The 18,677-nt window shown below is 53.5% G+C and carries 19 protein-coding genes; 3 read left to right on the plus strand and 16 right to left on the minus strand.

Annotated features, from left to right (window positions below):
- Positions 1 to 64: 64 nt before the first annotated feature.
- From KNP79_RS08610 to KNP79_RS08670, 13 genes are all read right to left on the minus strand, one after another.
- A complete protein-coding gene (locus KNP79_RS08610; protein WP_034776555.1) occupies positions 65 to 1,438 on the minus strand; it encodes a sensor histidine kinase in 1,374 nt (457 codons plus the stop codon).
- Positions 1,435 to 2,097: a response regulator transcription factor gene (locus tag KNP79_RS08615; protein WP_034776554.1), complete on the minus strand. Its 663-nt coding sequence runs from the start codon at positions 2,095 to 2,097 to the stop codon at positions 1,435 to 1,437. Before KNP79_RS08615 ends, KNP79_RS08610 begins: the two co-directional genes overlap by 4 nt.
- 345 nt (positions 2,098 to 2,442) lie before the next feature.
- A complete protein-coding gene (gene copZ / locus KNP79_RS08620; protein ID WP_029595964.1) occupies positions 2,443 to 2,649 on the minus strand; it encodes a copper chaperone CopZ in 207 nt (68 codons plus the stop codon).
- Positions 2,646 to 4,757, minus strand: a complete 2,112-nt coding sequence (locus KNP79_RS08625; protein WP_034776553.1) for a heavy metal translocating P-type ATPase — start codon at positions 4,755 to 4,757, stop codon at positions 2,646 to 2,648. Before KNP79_RS08625 ends, copZ begins: the two co-directional genes overlap by 4 nt.
- A gap of 12 nt (positions 4,758 to 4,769) precedes the next feature.
- The gene (locus KNP79_RS08630) at positions 4,770 to 5,072 is read right to left on the minus strand and encodes a metal-sensitive transcriptional regulator (RefSeq protein WP_034776552.1); all 303 of its coding nucleotides are present in this window, start codon (positions 5,070 to 5,072) and stop codon (positions 4,770 to 4,772) included.
- Positions 5,073 to 5,167: 95 nt separating this feature from the next.
- Positions 5,168 to 6,715, minus strand: coding sequence for a fatty acid--CoA ligase family protein (locus KNP79_RS08635; RefSeq protein ID WP_215192010.1), 1,548 nt, complete (start codon positions 6,713 to 6,715; stop codon positions 5,168 to 5,170).
- A 103-nt stretch (positions 6,716 to 6,818) separates the two neighbouring features.
- Positions 6,819 to 7,292 carry a PTS sugar transporter subunit IIA gene (locus tag KNP79_RS08640; protein ID WP_034776548.1) on the minus strand — a complete coding sequence of 158 codons (474 nt, stop codon included), beginning with the start codon at positions 7,290 to 7,292 and terminating at the stop codon, positions 6,819 to 6,821.
- A gap of 157 nt (positions 7,293 to 7,449) precedes the next feature.
- Positions 7,450 to 8,439, minus strand: a complete 990-nt coding sequence (gene lplA, locus KNP79_RS08645; RefSeq protein ID WP_215192012.1) for a lipoate--protein ligase — start codon at positions 8,437 to 8,439, stop codon at positions 7,450 to 7,452.
- Between the two features lie 68 nt (positions 8,440 to 8,507).
- Complete coding sequence (locus tag KNP79_RS08650) at positions 8,508 to 9,395, minus strand: Cof-type HAD-IIB family hydrolase (RefSeq protein ID WP_232939005.1); 888 nt, start codon at positions 9,393 to 9,395, stop codon at positions 8,508 to 8,510.
- An 89-nt stretch (positions 9,396 to 9,484) separates the two neighbouring features.
- A complete protein-coding gene (hemG, locus tag KNP79_RS08655; RefSeq protein WP_215192014.1) occupies positions 9,485 to 10,870 on the minus strand; it encodes a protoporphyrinogen oxidase in 1,386 nt (461 codons plus the stop codon).
- Positions 10,863 to 11,792 carry a ferrochelatase gene (gene hemH, locus KNP79_RS08660; RefSeq protein WP_034776539.1) on the minus strand — a complete coding sequence of 310 codons (930 nt, stop codon included), beginning with the start codon at positions 11,790 to 11,792 and terminating at the stop codon, positions 10,863 to 10,865. Before hemH ends, hemG begins: the two co-directional genes overlap by 8 nt.
- Entirely contained in the window at positions 11,789 to 12,838 is a 1,050-nt protein-coding gene (hemE, locus tag KNP79_RS08665) for a uroporphyrinogen decarboxylase (RefSeq protein ID WP_214709926.1), read from the minus strand. Before hemE ends, hemH begins: the two co-directional genes overlap by 4 nt.
- Before the next feature lie 116 nt (positions 12,839 to 12,954).
- Positions 12,955 to 13,260, minus strand: coding sequence for a MerR family transcriptional regulator (locus KNP79_RS08670; RefSeq protein ID WP_214763643.1), 306 nt, complete (start codon positions 13,258 to 13,260; stop codon positions 12,955 to 12,957).
- A gap of 127 nt (positions 13,261 to 13,387) precedes the next feature.
- Here KNP79_RS08670 and KNP79_RS08675 point away from each other — a divergent pair, with 127 nt between their 5' ends.
- A complete protein-coding gene (locus KNP79_RS08675) occupies positions 13,388 to 14,686 on the plus strand; it encodes an ammonium transporter (protein WP_215192017.1) in 1,299 nt (432 codons plus the stop codon).
- 39 nt (positions 14,687 to 14,725) lie between these two features.
- Here the strand turns inward: KNP79_RS08675 and KNP79_RS08680 are convergent, their stop codons facing one another.
- Both KNP79_RS08680 and KNP79_RS08685 read right to left on the minus strand, forming a co-directional pair.
- The gene (locus tag KNP79_RS08680; protein ID WP_215192018.1) at positions 14,726 to 15,856 is read right to left on the minus strand and encodes an ABC transporter permease; all 1,131 of its coding nucleotides are present in this window, start codon (positions 15,854 to 15,856) and stop codon (positions 14,726 to 14,728) included.
- Complete coding sequence (locus KNP79_RS08685; RefSeq protein WP_034776525.1) at positions 15,853 to 16,590, minus strand: ABC transporter ATP-binding protein; 738 nt, start codon at positions 16,588 to 16,590, stop codon at positions 15,853 to 15,855. The genes KNP79_RS08680 and KNP79_RS08685 overlap by 4 nt, the downstream gene beginning before the upstream one ends.
- A 167-nt stretch (positions 16,591 to 16,757) precedes the next feature.
- Here KNP79_RS08685 and KNP79_RS08690 point away from each other — a divergent pair, with 167 nt between their 5' ends.
- Complete coding sequence (locus KNP79_RS08690; RefSeq protein ID WP_034776523.1) at positions 16,758 to 17,012, plus strand: GlsB/YeaQ/YmgE family stress response membrane protein; 255 nt, start codon at positions 16,758 to 16,760, stop codon at positions 17,010 to 17,012.
- Positions 17,013 to 17,058: 46 nt separating this feature from the next.
- On the opposite strand, the gene KNP79_RS08695 is transcribed toward KNP79_RS08690, so the two are convergent.
- Complete coding sequence (locus KNP79_RS08695; protein ID WP_215192020.1) at positions 17,059 to 18,108, minus strand: hypothetical protein; 1,050 nt, start codon at positions 18,106 to 18,108, stop codon at positions 17,059 to 17,061.
- 131 nt (positions 18,109 to 18,239) lie between these two features.
- Between KNP79_RS08695 and KNP79_RS08700 the strand changes: the two genes are divergently transcribed.
- Positions 18,240 to 18,668, plus strand: coding sequence for an HIT family protein (locus KNP79_RS08700; RefSeq protein ID WP_214712566.1), 429 nt, complete (start codon positions 18,240 to 18,242; stop codon positions 18,666 to 18,668).
- The last annotated feature ends 9 nt before the right edge of the window (positions 18,669 to 18,677 follow it).

Raw genomic sequence — 18,677 nt, forward strand, 5'->3', positions numbered from 1 at the left:
AACAAATCACGTTCATATATTTCCCACTAAAAAAACCAACCGATTATCGGCTGGTTTTTTAATTTCAGTGATCTAATTTCTTATTCTGTAACGATTTCGATTGGGGAAATTGAAAATGTACACGTACTCCGTCTTTTGTATTTCCCAAGTCGACCGTCCCCTCGTGGAGTGTCACGATTCGTTGAACGATGAACAGGCCGAGACCGAACTTCCCTTGTTTCCCTCGCGAAAACTGATGGAACAAGTCGAGGTTCGCGTCGACCGGGGGACCATCATTCTCAATGGTGATGTCGACACCCGCCTCGGAGCGTGTCAGTTCGATTCGAATCGTCGACTCGGCATAGCGCAAGGCATTATCGAGCACGTTCTCGAAGGCGACACGGATTTGTTCTCCGTCCCCGAGCATCTCGCCGGCATGTCCTGTCACCGACCAGTCCAAGTTGCCGCGCAGTTTGAATCGGCTGACGAGCAGTTCCATCAACTTGTCGAGATTGATCGGTTCAAGCCGCATCTCCTGGCCTTTAAAGTATTCGAGCTTCGTGACATATAACAAATCGACGACTTTCTTCTCGAGTCGGGACGCCTCTTCATCGATGACTTCGGCCGACCCTTTCAAATCCCCGGTCGGATAAATCCCGTCCCCGATGGATTGGGCGTAGCCGCGGATGACCATGATTGGTGTCTTCAAGTCGTGCGAGATGTTTTGGAGCAGCGCCTGTTGGGCCACGTCTTGCTCTTGCAACTCTTGCCGCATCGCGTCAATCGAGCGGGCCAACTGCCCGAGCTCATCTTGACGAGCGAGCGGGAGCACCGTCTCCCATTGTCGGTTCGAGATTTTCTCGACCGCCCGCTCCATCTCGACGATCGGTTTCGTCAACTCTCGCGACATCCATAAAGCCGGGATTAACGACAACAGGCTGATGACGCCGATTAAAATCGAGATGCGCCAGTAGAGCGTCGAGACAAGTTCACGCCGGTAAGCGTCCCAGGCATAGGAAGCTTGGTAAATTAGAGCCCCATCATACTCGTTCTGCCGGATGATATAGTAGACGTCCTCTCCATCAATCGTCGTCTGGTATTTGGCGACCTCGCTCGTCTGCGTGAGCGCCTCTTGATACATCCGGTTCGTCAATTCAAGCGGGGCCGAACCATAAATGATGCGTCCATTCGGCAAAAAGATGAGCTGGTTGACCGATCGGGATTCTTGTTGGCGACGGTCATACTCAATCGGATTTTGCGGAATGTTTTCTAACTCATTCGTATTCCCCAGGTAATAATCCACATCTTGCAACGTCTCGTACACTTGTTCATCGATAAACTGCGTGATCGAGGAACGAATCGTCAACAAAATCATCAAGGCGAGCGTCACGATGATCAGAAGGATCAATACCCAAATCTTCCACATGAGCCGTTTCGGCTGGAGACGATCGAGCTTCATGGCTTAACGAGTCGGTAACCGACGCCATAGAGTGTTTCGAGCTCAAGGCGATGCAGTTTCTTCCGGAGACGGCGTACCAAGTCATCGACGACGCGGTCCGAGCCGAAATAGTCATGGCCCCATACCCCTTCTAAAATCTGTTCGCGTGATAAGGCAGAGCCCGGATGTTCGAGGAAGAGCAGCAGCAAGTCGAATTCTTTTGATGTCAAATCGATCTCATCTTGTTCATGCTTGATGAGACGTTTCTCAGGATAAATCGTATATTCCCCATATTCGATATGCTCATTCGATTTCGAACCGTAGACACGGTCGATCAATTTTTTGACGCGGATGACCAGTTCCCGTGGCAAGAACGGTTTCGCGATGTAATCGTCCGATCCCATCTCGAGTCCGATAATTTTATCGATATCCTCATCTCGCGCCGAAATGAAAATCGTCGGCGTGAACGCGTTTTTCGCTTTGATTTGTTTCAGTAATTGGAACCCATCGAGGTCCGGGAGCATGATATCGAGCACCCATAAGTCTGGTTCGTCTTTGATTGCGGCCTGGGCCGAGGTCCCGTCGGTGAACGAACGGACCTGATACCCTTCTTGCTCTAAATACGTGACGAGCATCTTATTTAAATTGATTTCATCATCGACTAAATAGATTGTGTACATTCCAGTCACCTCTGCAACGTTTTTTATTTATCATATCAAACAATTGTGGATGAATGATGGGAATGTAGCCGTTTCCTCCGCGCTCAATGTGTTCACGACACGCAAACAAGCCCACAAAAAAAGAAGGGTTCCCCCTTCCTTACCGCGTCGGCCGAGTGCGCATCTGTTGTGCGAGGAATACCGTGCCGCCACTAAGGAGGGCCAGTACACCGCTGATCATCATGAGTTCCATCATGTTCCACCTTCCTACTGATAGCGATTCTCATTATCACCTATAATATAGCATACTTTTCTTAGCATGAACATGACAAAAAAACTCCCGCCATGCTAGGCGGGAGCTCTCGATTATGCGTTGACGTCGTAACCCTGTTCTTCGATGGCTTCGATCATCGTTTTCACTGAAATTTTATCGTTGTGGATGACATCGACCCGATGGTCCTGTAACGAGACGATCGCTGACTCGACGCCTTCAAGTTCTGTCAAGGCGCCTTCGACCGCCGCCTTGCAGTGATTACATGTCATACCTTCTACTTTTAATGTCGTTTCATTCATTTGGATGTTCCTCCTTGTGTTTTCAATCGTAACGCGTTCAAGACGACCGAGACCGAACTGAACGCCATGGCCGCCCCGGCAATCCATGGGGCAAGCAAACCGGCCGCTGCGACCGGGATACCGAGACTGTTATAGGCAAGCGCCCAGAACAAATTTTGACGAATGTTACGCATCGTCAACGCACTCATCTCGATGGCACGGTTCACCCCATCGATATCTTGCCCCATCACGGTGACATCGGCCGCCTCAAGAGCGATATCCGTCCCGCTTCCGAAGGCGATGCCGACGTCAGCGACAGCAAGTGCCGGCGCGTCATTCATCCCGTCCCCGACCATGGCCACACGGCCCTGGCGTTTCAGCGCCTCAACATGATCCGCCTTCTCGACGGGCAATACCTCGGCGATGACGTTCGTTTCCGGAATCCCGAGTTGACGGGCGACGTCGAATGCGACTTCTTTCCGATCACCGGTCAAGACGTAGACTTGTCTCGTCTTGGCAAGTTGTTGGACGACGGCACGGCTTTGGTCTTTCAACCGATCTTGCAGACCAAACGCCGCAACGACCCCAGACTCGTCGGCCACATAGACCGGCGTCATCGCCTGCATGTCCCACTCCGGTAATGCAAATCCGGCTTCTTGCATCATACGGACCGAGCCGATAAGAAGAGGTTTCCCATCTACGACCGCTTTCAATCCTCGACCGGCCAACTCTTCAACGCGTTCGACCTGACCGTCCCCTTCGCCCCGACCGATTGCCTCGGCGAGCGGGTGCGTCGACTGACGTTCGGCCATGACGGCTTGTTTCAAGAACGACGTCTCTCCGAACGTCGCCACGACTTCCGGCGTACCTTTCGTGAGCGTCCCCGTCTTATCGAAGACGACGATATCGACCCCATTCAATGATTCGAGCTGACCGCCACCTTTGAACAAGACACCACGTTCGGCGGCACGGCCCGTCCCGACCATGATCGATGTCGGTGTCGCGAGACCGAGCGCACACGGACAAGCGATAACGAGAACGGCGATCGAGGCCCGGATCGCCATGTCCAAATCATTGAAGCCAAGCGTCCAGACGGCGAACGTCAAGGCGCTGATGGCGACGACGATTGGAACGAACACACCGGAAATCCGGTCCGCTTGCCGTTGAATCGGGGCTTTGTCCGTCTGCGCCTGTTCAACAACACGAACAATTTGAGCGAGCATCGTCTCGCTGCCAACACGTTCGGCGACCATCAAGACCCGGTGCGAGCGGTTAATCGTTCCGCCGACAACATCGGCGCCGACACTTTTCTCAGATGGGATTGATTCCCCGGTCAACATCGACTCATCGATGACCGTCTCACCTTCGACGATTTTTCCATCGACCGGCACTTTTTCGCCAGGGCGGACGACGATGACGTCACCGGCTTTGACCAAGTCGATCGCGACTGGCCGTTCCACACCGTCAACAAGTAAAATCGCTTCTTTCGCCTGTAACGATAAAAGTGACTTGAGCGCGTCCGTCGTTTTTTCTTTCGCTCGGGCCTCTAACCATTTCCCGAGCAATACGAGCGTAATCAAAACGGCACTCGTCTCAAAATAGAGCGACGGATGCATCGGATGCACGAGCATCTCGAAGACGGAATAAAAGTAAGCCGCCGATGTCCCTGTCGCCACGAGCACGTCCATGTTGGCCGCGCCGCTCTTCAAGCTCTTATACGCCCCTTTATAAAACTGGGCCCCGATCCAGAACTGGACCGGTGTGGCGAGCGCGAATTGCCACCACGGATTCATGAGCCAATCGGCATGGAACGTCACACCCGGGATGTGCGTAATCATGACGAGCAGAAGCGGTGCTGACAATAGCGCCGAGATGAGCACTTTTCGTTCGAGCGGGCGGAGGTCGTGTTTCGGGGTCAATTCCGCTTTCCGTTCTGCGCCGTAGCCGATCTTCTCGATTCGGGCGATCAACTCTTCTTCAGTGATACCTTCCTCGACGCGAATCGTCGCCGTTTCAAGCGGCAAATTAACGGTCGCTTCGACGCCGTCCATTTTATTCAACACTTTTTCGATTCGGGCCGAACATGCGGCGCATGTCATCCCTTGAATCGACAGTTCGACGGTTTTCATCGGTCCACCTCCTTACTTTTTGATGCGGCTGACGATTGTCATCAATTCGTCAATGTATGGGTCCATGTCTTCCGTTTCGCTGGCATGGACTAGACATTTGCGCATGTGACGTTCGAGCAGTTGCATCTCAACTTGTTTGAGCGCAGCTTGAATGGCTGACGTCTGAGTCAAAATATCGACACAATAACGGTCGCTCTCGACCATCTTTTGAATCCCTCGTACTTGTCCTTCAATCCGGCGTAGCCGTTTGCTGAGCGCTTCACGCTCCGCGTCTTCGCGCGGAACGATCGGTTCGTCATGCATGAATTCTTCCATGGTTATCACCTCACCTTCAATATACCCCTACCCCGTAATGGTGTCAAATCATTTAATCAAAAAAAGAGCGACTGATTTGTCGCTCTTCCCCCTAATCAATTGCGTTGGAACGCCTCGCTCTTCAAGACGGTCCGTAAAATTTTCCCGGTCGTGTTCCGAGGCAGTTCATCAATGATTTCAATCTGTGTCGGCTGTTTATACTTCGCCAGTTTCGTCGCCGCGAACGACCGAATCTCGTCGAGCGTCACCTGCTCGTCACGAGTGACGATGAACGCTTTGACCGCTTCCCCTTGTTCTGCGTCTGGCACCCCGATGACGGCCGCCTCGACGATCCCCGGATGCTGATACAACACTTCTTCAACTTCGCGCGGATAGACGTTATAGCCCCCGACGATGACCATATCCTTCTTCCGATCGACGATATAAAAGTAACCGTCCTTGTCACGTTTCGCCAAGTCGCCTGTATAGAGCCACCCGTCGCGAAGTGTCATCGATGTCTCTTCTGGGAGCTTGTAATACCCTTTCATCACGTTCGGCCCACGGACGATCAGTTCACCGACCTCGTCGACCCCGACCTCTTCCCCGAGCTCGTCGACGACTTTGTTCTCGACGTGGACGATCGACGGACCAATCGAACCTGCCTTCCGCTCCCCATGGAGCGGGTTGAAACAGGTGACCGGTGACGCTTCCGAGAGGCCATACCCTTCAAGGATCTTACACTCGAACTTTTGCTCGAACGATTCGAGCAACTGTACCGGCAGGCTCGCCCCACCGGAGACGAAGACGCGGACGTGCTTGAGTGCCGAGGCGTACGCCGGGACTTTCATCGCCGTCTGTAACAAGAAGTTGTACATCGTCGGCACCCCGGCGAAAATGCTGACGCGGTGTCTCGGGATGAGGTCGAACACGTCCTGCGGCGAGAACTTCGGCAAGATGACAATCGTCGCCCCGCGAAGGAGCGGGGCGTTGACGATGACGGTCAGACAGAAGACGTGGAACATCGGCAGCGCCGCGAGCGCTTTATCTTCCGGCGTGATCTCCAAATATTCGCCGATCGAATGGGCGTTCGAGAACAAGTTGAGATGCGTCAACAACGCTCCCTTCGGTTTCCCGGTCGTCCCGCTCGTATAGAGGATGACGGCGACGTCTTCCTCATCGACCGTGACGAGTTCCCCTTTCGTCGTCGCGAACGCCTCCTCGAACGGCAAGAACTCGATGTCGCCGTCCCGTTTCAACGCCGGTACGTCCGCGTACGGGACCGAGATGACGAGGCGGAGTTGCGGTAACTTCGTGAGCGCGGCTTCTGCTTGCGCGACGAGCGGTGACAAGGCGACGATTGCCTTCACATCCCCATCGACTAAAATATAGGCCATCTCATCTGGCGTGTATGTAGGGTTGATCGGAATGACGACCCCACCTCGTGCGAGCACCGCAAAATAGGAAATCAAGAATGCCGGGCTATTGCCGAGGACGAGTGCGACGTGGTCGCCTTGTCCGATCCCTTTTTGCTCAAGTGTCGCCGCCATCGCCTCGACCTGGCCGAAAAACTGTCCGTAGCTGACCGTGTCTTCCCCAAACACGTAGGCCGCCTTATTCGGATGCGCGGCCACAACGCCCTGTAGTGCCGTGACTAAGTTTGCCATGGTAATCCCCCTTTGAAAATGAATGACTATTCACTTTTGAGCCGTAAAAAAGAGCACGGCATCCGCGCTCTTTTTCAGTTATCTTCATTGTACATGAAACGGCTCAATAAGAAAACGCTTTCAAGTCCATCGTCTTCAAATGATACAAACCGGTCCGGCTCTGTACGTGGACGAGCGCCTGCAATGTCTCGTCATCCATGAGCAAATCGTCCATCAATTTGTGGAGCGCCGACTTCTTCGCTTCGGTCGTTGCCGTGATGAAAAAGATCGCCTCGGCCCGAATGGTTTCAGCAGCAATCGTCTGCATCGCAAACGGGTGATTAAGATGTAACAACGTGATTCCATCTTGTTTCGAAACGTGGAGCGGTACATCGACGACAGCGACCGGTACGGCGACATCTGTCACGCCAGACGGGATCGTCCGCTCTTGTTCGATGACGACGCGCGCGAATGACTCATCGACAATCCCTCTTCCTTCTAACTCAAGACCGATCGCGCGGACAGCGAGGTCAAACGTCGGTTGCTCCGTCACCCACATCCAATTCGCGTCCATCCACTCTGTGATAAATCGGTACATATTGTTTCCTCCTATTGGTTGAACCCAATTTACGAAAGCGCTTGCATTGATTATGATACGCCTCGTCGAAACGACGCGCAACGGTCCACACAAGATGTCACGAAAACGCCAAAAAGAAGGGACCCTGTTCAGAGCCCCTTCTTCCCTCAAACCCGCTTCAGCTAATGAGATCGACGAGTTCTTCGAGCTCGACGTTGCCAAAGTAATGTTTGACGTCAAGCTGTGACAATTGTTCCCGAATCGCGCCGCGTTCGAATCGCGTCCCGACGAGGGCTTGTTCGACGTCATGAATATCGCCGACACCGAAGAAGTCCCCGTAGATTTTCGCTTCCGTGATCGTGCCTTTGTTGACGTTCAAGCGCACGTCAATCGTCCCAATCGGGAAGCGACGTTTCGACTCGACATCGAACTTCGGCGATTTCCCGAAGTTCCAGTCCCAGTTCGCATAGCGCTCTTTCGAGATATCCTGAACGATTTCCCAGTCCTCGTCACGCAACACGTAGCGTTCCGGCTCCTGTCCGTCGTAAATCGAATGGAGCAACGCCTCGACGAAGTGCTCCATCGCCATCTCTTCTTCCAAGAACTCGGTGATGTTGGCGACACGGCTTCGGACCGACTTGATGCCTTTTGAACGCATCTTCTCTTCCGAAACGTTGAGCGAGTTGACGACTTCCTCGATGTTCGAGTTGAACATGAGCGTCCCGTGGCTGAACATGCGGCCGCGCGTCGTGAACTGGGCGTTCCCGCTGATTTTCCGTTCGCCGACCTGGATATCATTACGTCCCGTCAACTCCGCATCGACGCCGAGTTGCTTCAAGGCATCGACAATCGGTTGCGTGAACTTCTTATAGTTGTTGAACGAGTTGCCGTCATCTTTTGTGATGAAGCTGAAGTTCAAGTTGCCCTCGTCATGATAGACGGCACCGCCGCCTGACAAACGACGGACGACGTCAATGCCGTTCTCTTCGATATACTTCAAATTGACTTCTTCTGACGTGTTCTGGTTCTTGCCGATGATGATTGACGGGCCGTTAATGTAGAACAAGAAATAGTCCTCATGCTCGACGTTCAAATGTTTGAGGATGTACTCCTCGACCGCCAAGTTGAGTTTTGGGTCCCGGATGTCCGGGTTGAAAATAAATTTCACAGTAAGTTCCTCCTAAGGATGTTCGTTAGTTGTATTATACGAGACGTCGGCCCGGCGCTACAACTCGTTTACTTCCATTCCCCTGTCATGACGCGTTTCAATGCGTTCGCGACACCATATTCGTCGTGACGCTCGGTGACGTGATGGCTGATGGCGATCAAGTCTTCATGACTATTGCCCATCGCGATGGCTTTGCCGGCGACCTCAAACATCGGAATGTCGTTCAAGTTGTCGCCGATGACGACGACTTCTGACAAATCGACACCGAAATGCTCGGCCAGTTTTTTGATGCCGTGCCCTTTGTCGGCCCCGTTCGCCATGACCTCGATGTTATCGTTGCCTGAAGACGTAACGTAAACGCCTTCGACGCGCTCATCGATTTCCGTCCACAGCGATGACATTTTCTCAAAGTGGCTCGAGAAAGCGATGAATTTATAGACGCGTCCGGCCTCGTTCTTAATGAAGTCTTCGATATCCTCGACGAGACGGACATCTTCGTTGACATAATAACGTTTGCGGAAGAACTCATACATCTCGAGCGACCGCTCGTCCCCGTTCTGTTTCAAGTTTTCCATCGTCGCATCGATCAAGTCGAGTCGGCTCGCGACGAGTCCCGCCTCCGAATACATTTCATAGAAGACGTCCGAATATTTATGGTCTTGATGCAACACCGATACGACCTCGAGCGCTTCTTCCGTCGTCAAATCGATTTCATGTAGCACGTCGCCGGTTTCTGTCAACACTCGTCCGCCGTTTGATGAGACGATCGGGCACGTGAGGCCGACCTCATCGAGGATTTCTTTCGCGTTGAAGTAATTGCGTCCCGTCGCAATCGCAAAGCGAATCCCTTGTTCTTCTGCCGCGCGAACGATTTCTGCCGTCTCGGGCGCGATTTTCGTGTGGTTGTGCAGGATCGTGCCATCCATATCGGATACGAACAATTTGTACGTTGTCATCAACATCCACTCCTCTTTTTCTGTTTCGCTTATAACTATAACAAAAAGAGAGGCCATCGGAATAATCCGACACCTCCCTTCATGAATCTTTAACGTTCTTCCGCGAGCGCTTTGATCTGTTCATGGACGCTCTTGATGCAGTCCGGCATGCCGATCCCGTCGTAGGCGATGCCCGCGAGCAGGATGCCCGGATAGACGCGGCCCATCTCGGCGCGTAGCGCGCGGACCCGGTCGGAATGGAAGACGGCGTATGGCGGCAGCCCGTCCCGGAGCCGGCTGACGACCGTCTCGAGCGGAGCGGCCTTGATTGTCATCAAGCCGCCAAGGTCCCGAAGTGCGGTCGTCACAATCTCGTCATCAGACGCATCGACGATGTCATCGGCGCCCGGTCGTCCGAGAAAGACGCGCAGGACGTGATACCCTTCCGGCACGGCGTGCGGCCATTTTTGGTCGATGAACGTGCACGCGGTGATCGTCACGTCCGCCTCTTGGCTCGTGACGAAACCTGTCCCGACGAACGGCAGCTCGATATCGTCTTGTTTAAACACGAGCGAGCACGTCGCCGTCGCGTGCGGCTTCATGTCCGCGAGAAAATCGCTGTCGACTTTCGGCAAGAACTGGCGGATGAGCCGGGGCGGGACCGTCAAGATGAGGTGATCGGACTCGATATCCCCACGGTTCGTCAATAGTCGATAGCCGCCCTCAATCTCCTCGACTTGTTCGACCGAACAGTTCAAGACGATTTCAGTGCGCTCTAGCCGTTCGGCTAGACGGTCGGTGAGCGACTTCAACCCTCGTTTGAGTGAAGCGAACTGTCCGACTTTCTTCGCCCCGACTTCAGCGACCCGCTGCTCGGGACGAAGGTGACGCATTCCCTCATACAAGTTGCCGTATTTCTTCTCGCCTTCGATAAATTGCGGGAACGTCGACAACGCACTCATCTGATCGATATCTCCCGCATAAATCCCGGAAAGAAGCGGCTCGATCAACCGGTCGACGATCGGGTCCCCGACGCGCTCGCGTAAATAAAGCCCGAGCGAGACGTCCGTCTTCGGCGCTTCGACGTCCGGGGGCGACAACAGCATCTTCCGAAGCGTGGCGTGTTCTTCCTCGGACAAGAGTGTCGTATCCTTGAACGCATCGACGTCGAGCGGAATGCCCATGACCGTCTGCTTCGGAATCGGATGTAATCCGTCATGATGGAGCACGTACGCTTGGCCGACGCCGTTCCGGACGATCTCATCGCCGAGCCCGACCTCATGAATCAAGTCGGTCATCGCCGTTTTCCGGAACACATACGAATCCGGCCCTCGTTCGACCGCAAATTCGCCGGTCTCGAACGTATCGATTTTTCCACCTAAACGTCCGCTCGCTTCGACGAGCTTGATGGTGACGTCTTCCGGCAAATAACGCTCGGCATAAAAAGCGGCGGTGAGACCTGTGATCCCACCACCGACAATCGTTACATTACGCATGATGTACAATCACGCTTTCCATTCGATCGGCGATGGCTTCAATGAAGCTACGCTCCGCGTTTGGCATGTTTGGACGTGCATAGTGGACGCCTAGGCGGTCACAAACGACTTTACATTCCACGTCGTTATCGAAGAGCACCTCGAGATGATCCGCGACGAATCCGACCGGCGTATAGACGAACGCCTCATAACCATGCTTTTCATAAAGTTCAGCCGTCAAATCTTGGACGTCCGGTCCGATCCACGGGTCAGGCGTGTTGCCCTCTGACTGCCAACCGACCTCATAGTTCGGTACGCCCGCCGCTTGGGCGATTTTATCCGCCGTCTCTTTCAATTGATCCGGATACGGGTCGCCGCCTGCCAAAATCTTCTCTGGGAGACTGTGTGCCGAGACGATCAAGCATGCTTTCTCGGCCGGTACCGGCAAGTTCGCAAACGTCGCTTTGATCGCTTCCGCCCACCAGTTGATGAATTTCGGCTCATCGTACCACGATTCAACCGAACGGATCTCGATGCCGTATTTCGCGGCTTCTTCATGCGCCCGCCCGTTGTACGACTTGACGCTATATGACGAGTAATGCGGGGCCAATACGACCGACACCGCTTCTTTGATGCCGTCGTTCGCCATTTGCGCGACCGCATCTTCTACGAACGGTTCGATATGCTTGAGCCCGATGTAGAGTTTGAAGTCGATCTCACCGGCGTGACGCTCGTTCAAGATGTCACGGAGTGTCTCCGCTTGGTCGATCGTAATTTTCGCGAGCGGTGACACGCCACCGATGGCCTCATAGCGCTCCGTCAAGTCTTGGAGTGCTTCCGGTGATGGTTTACGGCCATAGCGGATGTGTGTGTAGTAACGCTCGATATCTTCAGGTTTGTATGGTGTCCCATAAGCCATTACGAGTAATCCGACGGTTTTCATAATGATTTGCCTCCCATTTTTTCACGTGAGTAGTCATGGATAAATGCTGTCAATTTGACGAGAACGGACGGATCGACTTCCGGGAACACCCCATGTCCCAAGTTGAAGACGTATCCAGGTTGTTTCATCCCCTCGTCGAGGATTTCTTTCACTTTCGCTTCGATGACCGGCCACGGGGCCAGCAAGAATGATGGATCAAGGTTGCCTTGGACCGCTTTCGTGATGCCGCGGTCGCGCGCCTCTTGAATCGATAGGCGCCAGTCGAGTCCGACGACGTCGAGCGGCTGGTCTTGCCACTCTTCGACGAGATGGCTCGCTCCAACACCGTGCATGATGAGCGGGATGTCGAGCTTGCGCAACTCGGTGAAGATTCGTTCTGTCGTCGGTTTGATATAACGGACATAATCCTTACGGCTGAGCGTCCCGACCCATGAGTCGAACAATTGGAACGCCTGGATCCCGGCTTCTGCTTGTGCCGTCGCATATGTGATGACCATGTCGCCCAGTTTCTCCATGAGCGCGTTCCACACGTCCGGCTCGGCGTACATGAGTGCTTTCGTTCGGTGGTAGCTCTTCGAAGGACCACCTTCAATCATGTAGCTCGCAAGCGTGAACGGTGCGCCTGAGAATCCGATGAGCGGAACTTCCAAACGTTCCCGAAGCAAACGGATCGTCTCGAACACGTACGAGATGTCGTCCGTGTTGAGCGGTTTTAAGCGTTCCACATCTTCCATCGTCCGGTACGGGTTATCAATGACCGGACCGATGCCGCTCTTGATTTCTACATCCACGCCCATCGACGGGAGTGGCGTCATAATATCTTTATACAGAATGGCCGCGTCGACTCCTAGTTGTTTTACCGGGAGCTCTGTCACGTAGGCACACAATTCGGCATCATGCGTGATTTCGAATAATGTCCTCGTTTTTTTGATCTCACGATATTCTGGTTGGTAGCGTCCGGCTTGGCGCATGTACCAGACGGGCACATAGTCTGTCGCCTCTCCTTTAAACGCCTTCAAAATAGTATCGTTCATACGTCGCGTCATTCCCCTCTATAATTCTCCTACACTCTTCTTCTATAGGTATGTGAACTCAAAAACATTATACAGAAATTAATTAGAATAATGCTAATGTGAAGCATTTTCATTGTGTTTTCTTTGTGTCATTTCTTTGGCGGATACGTGCGGAAGGCTGAATTGAGCTGACCTCGAATCAAATCGTCACGCTGTTTCGACGACAGACGCTTCTCGCGCTCTTTGATGTCTTGAATTCGCCAGCCATCCTCAAGTTTCGACGCTACATCGACCAATCGCTCGACGTCATGGAAGGAATATTTACGTGACCCACCTTTTGTCCGATCCGGAAAGACGAGCCCTTTCGCTTCATAATAACGGACTTGTCGCTCCGAAAGTCCTGTCAGCTCAGTGATGACGCCCATCCCAATTACTTTCTTCGACTTATAGTCCATCGCTCGTCCTCCTCCTTCATAAAAAACTATGTCAGATAATCTGACAAATTGCAATCCAAGTCGAATTTTTCGTCTTACACTGAAAACAACTTTTGAATCATCAATCGCAAAAAGGAGGAATCGCAACATGGAAGACATCTTATATTATATGGACACGCTGTTCGTACTCATTGCTGCACTGCTCGTCTTAACGATGCAACTTGGTTTTGGCTTGCTCGAGACGGGGACGCTCCGGGCTAAAAACGCCGGGCACGTCGCAGTCAAACAAATCATCAGCCTCTCTGTGGCGGCACTCGCCTTTTGGGCCGTCGGCTTCGGCCTCTCCTTCGGGGACGGGACCCGCTGGTTCGGGACGGAAGGATTCTTCATGAACGGATCGTTCACGAGCCTTGATTGGGCCAACGTCTCGATCGACATCAAATTCTTGTTCCAGTTGTCGTTCGTCGCTGTCGCACTCGCCATCGCCTGGGGCGGTTTTGCGGAGCGGGCCAAACTTTCCGCGTACGTCTTGTTCGGTATCTTCTTCGTCGCCATCCTCTATCCGATCGTTGCCCGCTCCGTATGGGCCGGTGGACTCCTCGGATCGATGGGGATGCAAGACTTCGCCGGTTCGGCCGTCGTCCACCTTCAAGGCGGAATGGCCGCCCTCATGGCCACCATCATCTTGAAACCACGTCGTAAAACCGAATCACTCGCCGGTCACAACCACGTCTTGACGGTCGTCGGTGGACTCGTGCTCTGGCTCTGCTGGTTCGGATTCAATGCCGGGTCGACGATGTCGGTCGCGGACGGCTTCTTCGGTTACGTCGCTCTTACGACGATGCTCGCCACGGCTGCCGGTGCCCTCGGCGCCCTCGCTATCGTCATGATGCATAAGAAGACAGCGGACATCCCGACAATCGTCAACGGTGTGCTCGGGGCGCTCGTCGCGATCACTGCTGCCTGTGCCTTCGTCGAACCATGGGCCGCCGTCGTCATCGGTGCCGTCGCTTCGATCGCCACATACGGCACGAGCATCCTCATGGCAAAATATGTCGATGACCCGCTCTGTGCTTTCTCGGTACACGGGGTCGCCGGAATCATCGGGACGCTCGCGCTCGGATTATTCGCCTCGCCTCGTTTGGTCGAAATCACGGGCATCGGTTCGGCCGGCCTCTTCTACGGCGGCGGCATGGGTCAACTCGGTGTTCAAGCACTCGGCGTCTTGATTGCAATGGTCATCGCTGGTGGCGGTAGCTACGCCTTCTTGAAATTGCTCGACGTCACGATCGGTCTTCGTGTCACGGAAGAACAAGAAGATATCGGCCTCGACATCGCCGAGCACGGTGTATCCGCATACGGTGAAGTCGAGACAGAACCTGAAACTCCGGCACGCCTCCCGAAAATTCTCGGGTCGAGTGTATCGGTCATGTCACCGAAGAAATAACGACAACAGTCAGGGACACCCAAAGCGGGTGTCCCTGTTTCATGTCAGTCGGCTCAAATAGTACCGGACGACCATATAAGCGAGCGCGAGACCGACGAGCGCGTCCCACGTCGCCCCGAACATGAACGAAGCCGCGCCGAGGGCGAGCATTTGCGCGAACAACATCCGTGTCGCCCACCATTTATAGGCGACGAGCCGCTCGGCACGTGTGATCGGCAACCACGACGCCATCGACACCGTGTCGAGTCGTTTAAACAACGGGACGAGTTGCAAGGCAGTCAACCCGACGAAAAGCGGGACGACCAACCCAACGTACCACCCGCCCGAGAGCCACATGACGACGAGCGCGACGGCGGAAAGACGCAACACGAGATCGAGCGAATCGTTCGAGCGCATGACCCGGAGGCCATAGACGTACCGTGCCGCATCGGCCCGTTTCAAGACCGAGCGCTCGAGCAGGCTGACGATGAGCGATCGTTCCCGCACATCTTCCCGCATCGCCGGGACATCGACGAACCAACTGACGACCCGGTTGAACTGGGATTTGCTCTTCTCTTCAAGCAAGAGCCAATCGAACAGCGGGATGCGTCGATTTCGTCGCACGTGGAGCAAGATGAATGGGACGAACGCCGGCACCGGTGTCAACATCGGCACACCAAACAGGATGAGAAAGCCGCTCGCGAGCGCGCTCGGCAAGACGACATATTTGACCCCCTCCAACTTGGCGAGCCGTCCCGCCACCGAGATCAGGACACTCGTCGCGATGATGGTCCCGACTTCGACCGAGGTGAGCGCTTGCGTCCGGACGAGCAACGGCAACACGACGAGCATGATGAGGACGGCACGGACGGCAGCGAAGACGACGTTGAATAGTCGAACGCCGTTCATGAACGTTTGCATCTCACCGAGTCGCGGCAATAAGAAGACTTGGTCCGCTTCTTGAATTAATGTGCGGGGGCGATGCCCGAGCGGCAGAAGCAACCAGAGGAGCGCCACAATCCATTCACTCGGGAATGCCGGGTCCAAGTCCGTCAAGAACTGGTTGTAAACGAACGCTCCGTAAATGAGCGTGAAATAAAGTGTGAACAACAAACCGCCGTTCGCCACGTACCGGCTGTATTTCACGACGTCCTCCACCCAGACGCCAAATCGTTGTTTGAACACGTTCATTGCTTCCGCTCCTCGGCCTCAATCGCCTCAACATAAATGTCATCGAGCGTGGCATCCGGACGAAGACCATATGTCTCGCGCAACTGCGCCGCCGTACCGGTCGCGATGACCGACCCCTGGTGCAAGAAAACGAAGCGGTCGCAGTGACGTTCCGCCGTCTCCAAGATGTGGGTCGACATCAAGATGGCGCAATCTTCCTTATACTCATCAAACAATCTCAATAGTTGACGAATCGCGAGTGGATCGAGTCCGACGAACGGCTCATCGACGATGAGGAGCGGCGTCTTTGTCACGAGTGCACAGAGGATCATCGCTTTTTGCCGCATTCCTTTTGAAAAAACGGACGGAAACCAGTCCAATTGCTTCTCCATCCGCATATCTCGGGACAATCTTTCGGTCCGGATTTTCAGGTCGGCCTCGTCGATGTCATACGCTTTCCCGATTAGCGTCAAATGTTCACGCAACGTCAATGTGTCGTATAAAATAGGGGTCTCGGGTATATAACTTATTTTTTTACGATAGTTATTTTCCGAAGAAGCGAGTGTCTCACTATCGACTTCGACCGATCCCGAAATCGGATCAAGCAATCCTAAAATATGTTTGATCGTCGTCGATTTTCCGGCGCCGTTTAGCCCTATGAGCCCGACGAGCTCACCTTTTTTCACTTCAAACGAAACATCGTGTAACACTTGTTTACCTATATAACCGCCGTTCAACTGGTCGACGTGCAACATGAAAACTCCACCCCTCATTTTCAACTTTTTTTCGTGATATATGTTTTAAAAGCTGTCACATGGGAATAATCTGAACTGTAAGGCATTTTAAAACTTATTCATTACTTCCATTGTTCCATAAAATTGTTAGGAAGAACAATGGACAAAACAGAAAGGAGAATGTTTTTATGGGTTGGATTATCACTTTAATCGTCGGGGGTATTATCGGTTGGTTAGCAGGTCTTATTTTAGGTAAGGATGTACCAGGTGGCGTCATCGGGAACATCATTGCCGGTATCATCGGTGCTTGGCTCGGTGGCCTCATCTTCGGAGACTTCGGTCCTGCAGTTGGCGGCATCGCGATTATCCCAGCACTTCTCGGTGCGATTATCTTGATCTTGATCGTATCGTTCGTTATGAAGTCAATGAACAAAAAGCGCTAATCCAGTGCTAGAAAAACGGGACCCTCGCCGAGGGTCCCGTTTTTTGTCATGTGAGGATGAGATAGAGGGCCTCATCCCGCTCGATGAATCGTTTCTCGCTCTCCAAGCGCAAAAACGTGAAAATCGACTCGAGCAGCGTCCGGTCGTAGCGCCATTCGACACCGAGGTCCGTTTCGACTCGCTCGTTCGGTTCACCTAAAAGCGCAATGAGGTCATCCGGCCGCTTCTGTAAATCGATGTCGATGCGTTCGACGCGCCCGTCAACAAACCGCAGCTCCATCCCGTCATAGCGCCAGACGTCCCCTCGCTCCATCGGTTCACCAATCTCGTCGAGGACGGTCTGTTCACGTTTGTTCATCAGCCCTTCGATCGTCTCAATCGAGTGACCTGTCTGAGCTTCGACTTCGATTTCAATCAACTCGGCTCGATCAAGATCGAACTGCCCGGCGACGGTCTCAGCTTGTTCCGGCAACAAGGCAAACGCCAAGTCATCGTCTTCTGTCAGCGTCACGACCTCAGTCTCGGTCACCGTCGACCCATCGATGACAGCGACGGCTTTCACGTCATAACGACCCGGCATACGCTCGAGCTCCACCTCACCGCCCCCCTCATCAATTCGACCGACTTGTGCACCGTCCACCCACACGTTCGTCAACGGTACGTCCGATGTCACAACGAGCGTCTTCGGCAACAATTCAATCCGATAGTCCGAGAAACCAAACCGTCCTGCCCCCGTATCGACGAGCCGGAACAACCCATCCGTCTCCATAGCTTGCTCCCGGTCGGCGCGGTCCTGCGCTACTTCCGAGATGGCCTCGCCCCGAATCGTCTTCTCTTCATTCAACCAGCCCATGAAGCGGAGCGCCTCGGCTCGCGTCAGCGGTTCTGATTCATACTCGACGTTCTCCTGGAAGAAGCTGACGTCCTCGTTCAACAGCGCCTCTTTGAACCGGACATGAATCTTGTCATTGGCTGCCGCCGGTTGATATCCCCAGCGATAGACGGCCCCGGCGATCAGCCCGAGCACGATTGTCGCAAGGAGGACATAATAGATTCGCCTCCGCCGTACCGTTTTTTTCGATCGTACATACGCCATCCGTTTACTTCCTCTCTTGATTGCTGTTGTTTCTAGTCTAAGACGATTCATCCTCCCGGACAATCATTCTTCCGCCTGAATTTCCATGTTATGATGAAGTGGAATAGTCATTTACGAATGGAGGAACCCACATGCACACTGAAGCCAACTGTATTTTTTGTAAAATCGTCCAAAACGAGATTCCTTCTTATAAGGTATACGAGGACGACGCCGTCGTCGCGTTCCTCGATATCTCGCAGGTCACGAAAGGCCACACGCTCGTCATCCCAAAACATCACGCCCGAAACATTTATGAATTGCCAGCCGATGTCGCCCGGGATGTCTTCCAAGCCGTGCCTGCTATCGCAAACGCCATCCAGCGCGAGACGGGTGCGATCGGCATGAACATCCTATCGAACGCCGAAGCAATCGCCGGACAAACGGTTTACCATTTCCATATGCATCTGTTGCCACGCTATGGCGAGACAGATGGATTTGACGCAAAATGGGAGACGCACCAAGACGATTACTCCACTGAAGACATGCAAGCCATTGCTGCCGGCATCAAAGCGAAGCTATGAAAAAATGGA

It is taken from the genome of Exiguobacterium sp. s7 (assembly GCF_018618195.1).
Classification (GTDB): Bacteria; Bacillota; Bacilli; order Exiguobacteriales; family Exiguobacteriaceae; genus Exiguobacterium; species Exiguobacterium mexicanum_A.

Bases quoted from the DNA above. Each gene is read 5' to 3' on its own strand.
- KNP79_RS08610 (WP_034776555.1), bottom strand. From the start codon at position 1,438: ATGAAGCTCGATCGTCTCCAGCCGAAACGGCTCATGTGGAAGATTTGG.
- KNP79_RS08625 (WP_034776553.1), bottom strand. From the start codon at position 4,757: ATGAAAACCGTCGAACTGTCGATTCAAGGGATGACATGCGCCGCATGT.
- copZ (WP_029595964.1), bottom strand. From the start codon at position 2,649: ATGAATGAAACGACATTAAAAGTAGAAGGTATGACATGTAATCACTGC.
- KNP79_RS08695 (WP_215192020.1), bottom strand. From the start codon at position 18,108: ATGGCGTATGTACGATCGAAAAAAACGGTACGGCGGAGGCGAATCTAT.
- KNP79_RS08670 (WP_214763643.1), bottom strand. From the start codon at position 13,260: ATGGACTATAAGTCGAAGAAAGTAATTGGGATGGGCGTCATCACTGAG.
- KNP79_RS08680 (WP_215192018.1), bottom strand. From the start codon at position 15,856: ATGAACGTGTTCAAACAACGATTTGGCGTCTGGGTGGAGGACGTCGTG.
- hemE (WP_214709926.1), bottom strand. From the start codon at position 12,838: ATGACGCGACGTATGAACGATACTATTTTGAAGGCGTTTAAAGGAGAG.
- KNP79_RS08630 (WP_034776552.1), bottom strand. From the start codon at position 5,072: ATGGAAGAATTCATGCATGACGAACCGATCGTTCCGCGCGAAGACGCG.
- KNP79_RS08685 (WP_034776525.1), bottom strand. From the start codon at position 16,590: ATGTTGCACGTCGACCAGTTGAACGGCGGTTATATAGGTAAACAAGTG.
- hemG (WP_215192014.1), bottom strand. From the start codon at position 10,870: ATGCGTAATGTAACGATTGTCGGTGGTGGGATCACAGGTCTCACCGCC.
- KNP79_RS08650 (WP_232939005.1), bottom strand. From the start codon at position 9,395: ATGACAACGTACAAATTGTTCGTATCCGATATGGATGGCACGATCCTG.
- KNP79_RS08635 (WP_215192010.1), bottom strand. From the start codon at position 6,715: ATGGCAAACTTAGTCACGGCACTACAGGGCGTTGTGGCCGCGCATCCG.
- KNP79_RS08615 (WP_034776554.1), bottom strand. From the start codon at position 2,097: ATGTACACAATCTATTTAGTCGATGATGAAATCAATTTAAATAAGATG.
- KNP79_RS08640 (WP_034776548.1), bottom strand. From the start codon at position 7,292: ATGTACCGATTTATCACAGAGTGGATGGACGCGAATTGGATGTGGGTG.
- KNP79_RS08675 (WP_215192017.1), top strand. From the start codon at position 13,388: ATGGAAGACATCTTATATTATATGGACACGCTGTTCGTACTCATTGCT.
- KNP79_RS08700 (WP_214712566.1), top strand. From the start codon at position 18,240: ATGCACACTGAAGCCAACTGTATTTTTTGTAAAATCGTCCAAAACGAG.
- KNP79_RS08690 (WP_034776523.1), top strand. From the start codon at position 16,758: ATGGGTTGGATTATCACTTTAATCGTCGGGGGTATTATCGGTTGGTTA.
- hemH (WP_034776539.1), bottom strand. From the start codon at position 11,792: ATGAAAACCGTCGGATTACTCGTAATGGCTTATGGGACACCATACAAA.